At 51.2% G+C, this 3458-nt stretch carries 2 rRNA genes; both read right to left on the reverse strand.

Going from position 1 to position 3458, the window contains the following annotated elements:
• Positions 1-261: 261 nt before the first annotated feature.
• Positions 262-374, reverse strand: a 5S ribosomal RNA gene (rrf, locus tag INF32_RS12060).
• Between the two features lie 139 nt (positions 375-513).
• A 23S ribosomal RNA gene (locus INF32_RS12065) occupies positions 514-3386 on the reverse strand.
• Positions 3387-3458 lie beyond the last annotated feature (72 nt).

Raw genomic sequence — 3458 nt, forward strand, 5'->3', positions numbered from 1 at the left:
CCTTATCCAAATCCGGTCTTACATTCCGTATGATTATTCGTAAATCTTCGAGTGTTACCATACTTGGATAATCACTCCCGGTGTTCAGAATAGATATAGCGTCATTTTTTTCAAGTTGCGCTTCTGCCTGGGCAGGCAGGGGCGGGGGGAATAGTGCGCTTGGAGTAATCAGGCGAGTCGAGAGGGTTGCAGTTCTTTTGTGATTTCGGAGCGGGTATGGGGATAAAAAAAGAGTCTCCGTCAAAAAGACAGAGACTCTGAAGGAGGCGGCTACCTACTCTCCCACGTGTTAACGCAGTACCATCGGCGTAAGCGGGTTTAACTACTCTGTTCGGAATGGGAAGAGGTGGGACCCCGCCACTATAACCACCTAAGTTTGGAATGTGTTATAGTATAGGACACATTAAATTGTAAATTCTTTGACATGCTTAGGAAGGACTTTTCCCGCTTCGGCAGTCAAACTATCCGACAGGGGATAATTTGACGGAATGTAAGGATGAGAAAAGAGCCCTCATTGGAAAGTACACGGGTAATTAGTACCACTCGGCTTTGACATCACTGCCTTTAGACCTGTGGCCTATCAACGTGGTAGTCTCCCACGACCCTTAAGGGAAATCTTATCTTGGGGAAGGCTTCGCGCTTAGATGCTTTCAGCGCTTATCCAGTCCGCACATGGCTACTCTGCACTGCACCTGGCGGCACAACAGATACACCAGAGGTACGTCCAACCCGGTCCTCTCGTACTAAGGTCAGGACCCCTCAAATTTCCGACGCCCGCGACAGATAGAGACCGAACTGTCTCACGACGTTCTGAACCCAGCTCGCGTGCCACTTTAATCGGCGAACAGCCGAACCCTTGGGACCTTCTCCAGCCCCAGGATGTGACGAGCCGACATCGAGGTGCCAAACCGCCGCGTCGATATGAGCTCTTGGCGGCGATCAGCCTGTTATCCCCGGAGTACCTTTTATCCTTTGAGCGATGGCCAGTCCACGCAGAACCACCGGATCACTATGCCCTGCTTTCGCACCTGGTCGACTTGTAAGTCTCACAGTCAAGCACCCTTGTGCCATTGCACTCTACGCACGGTTACCAATCGTGCTGAGGGTACCTTGGGAAGCCTCCGTTACTCTTTTGGAGGCGACCACCCCAGTCAAACTACCCACCAAACGGTGTCCCCCTCGCGGGGTTAGAACTCAAATACACAAAGGGCAGTATTTCAACGTTGACTCCACCAGACCTGGCGGCCCGGCTTCAAAGTCTCCTGCCTATCCTACACATCGTATACCCAAATTCAGCGTTAAGCTATAGTAAAGGTTCACGGGGTCTTTTCGTCCCGTCGCGGGTACCCGGCATCTTCACCGGGACTACAATTTCACCGAGCTCACGGTTGAGACAGTGTCCAGATCGTTACACCATTCGTGCAGGTCGGAACTTACCCGACAAGGAATTTCGCTACCTTAGGACCGTTATAGTTACGGCCGCCGTTTACTGGGGCTTCGATTCAATGCTTCTCTTGCGATGACATCCCCTCTTAACCTTCCAGCACCGGGCAGGTGTCAGGCCCTATACGTCTACTTTCGTATTAGCAGAGCCCTGTGTTTTTGATAAACAGTCGCCTGGACCTCTTCGCTGCGCCCTGCAGAGCAGGGACCCCTTTTCCCGAAGTTACGGGGTTAATTTGCCTAGTTCCTTAACCGTGAATCACTCGAGCACCTTAGGATACTCTCCTCGACCACCTGTGTCGGTTTACGGTACGGGCGATTCATACCTGAAGCTTAGAAGTTTTTCTCGGAAGCATACTTGGGTCAACTATCCGATTGCCCGAAGGCTCTCGGTACTGTCAGATTTCAGCAGAAAGTCGCTGTTAACGTCTCTCTATACCTACGTCCTTTAACCGGCTATTCCGTCAGCCGGCGTGACTTACGTTTCTTCGTCCCTCCGTCGCAGTATGAATCGGTATCGGAATATTAACCGATTGTCCATCGGAATCACCGTTCGGCTTATCCTTAGGCCCCGACTAACCCTGATCCGATTAACGTTGATCAGGAAACCTTGGTCTTGCGGTGGGCGGGTTTCTCGCCCGCCTTATCGTTACTTATGCCTACATTTGCTTTTCCATCCGCTCCACAATACCTGACGGTACGGCTTCGACGCAAATGGAATGCTCCCCTACCACTCTTTCGAGTCCATAGCTTCGGCGATACACTTGATGCCCGTTTATTATCCACGCACAACCGCTCGACTAGTGAGCTGTTACGCACTCTTTAAATGAATAGCTGCTTCCAAGCTAACATCCTAGCTGTCGCTGCAGTCGCACATCGTTAGATCAACTTAGTGTATTCTTGGGGGCCTTAGCTGATGATCTGAGTTGTTCCTCTCTCGTGACCGGACATTAGCACCCGGCCGCTCACTGCTGTAAATCATACTACCGGCATTCGGAGTTTGTCAGGATTTGGTAGGCGGTGAAGCCCCCGCATCCAATCAGTAGCTCTACCTCCGGTAGACTCTTTATTACAACGCTGCCCCTAAAGGCATTTCGGGGAGTACGAGCTATTTCCCAGCTTGATTAGCCTTTCACCCCTACCCTCAAGTCATCCAGAAGCTTTTCAACGCTTATTGGTGCGGTCCTCCAGTTGGTATTACCCAACCTTCAACCTGCTCAAGGGTAGATCGCAAGGTTTCGCGTCTACAACCACTGACTATGGCGCCCTATTCAGACTCGCTTTCGCTTCGGCTCCGTGCTTATCAGCACTTAACCTTGCCAGTGATTAGTAACTCGTAGGCTCATTATGCAAAAGGCACGCCGTCACGGCACAAAGCCGCTCCGACCGGTTGTAAGCGCCTGGTTTCAGGTTCTATTTCACTCCCCTGTTCGGGGTACTTTTCACCTTTCCCTCACGGTACTGGTCCACTATCGGTCTCTTGGGAGTATTTAGCCTTACCGGGTGGTCCCGGCAGATTCAGACAGGATTCCTCGTGTCCCGCCCTACTCAGGATACTGCTACCTCATATCTAACTTACGTGTACGTGCCTTTCACACTCTATGGATCAACTTTCCAGAAGATTCCACTTCGTCGACACTCGGATATTGCAGTCCTACGACCCCGATATTGCCGTAACAACATCGGTTTAGGCTGTTTCCATTTCGCTCGCCACTACTTTGGAAATCACGGTTGTTTTCTTCTCCTCCGCCTACTTAGATGTTTCAGTTCAGCGGGTTTGCCCACCTCGCGGTGTGACTGGCCTCCAGCCAGCCGGGTTGCCCCATTCGGATATCCTCGGATCAATTCACGTTTGCTAATCCCCGAGGCTTTTCGCAGCTTACCACGTCCTTCTTCGCCTCCAAGAGCCCAGGCATCCCCCAGACGCTCTTTCTTACTTTCTCTTTTCGCCATATACCCGCCTTTTGCTCGAGTATATGACCTCTTTTCTCATCCTTAATTCTGTCAAAGAACTT

This window comes from Gallalistipes aquisgranensis (assembly GCF_014982715.1).
Taxonomy (GTDB): domain Bacteria; phylum Bacteroidota; class Bacteroidia; order Bacteroidales; family Rikenellaceae; genus Gallalistipes; species Gallalistipes aquisgranensis.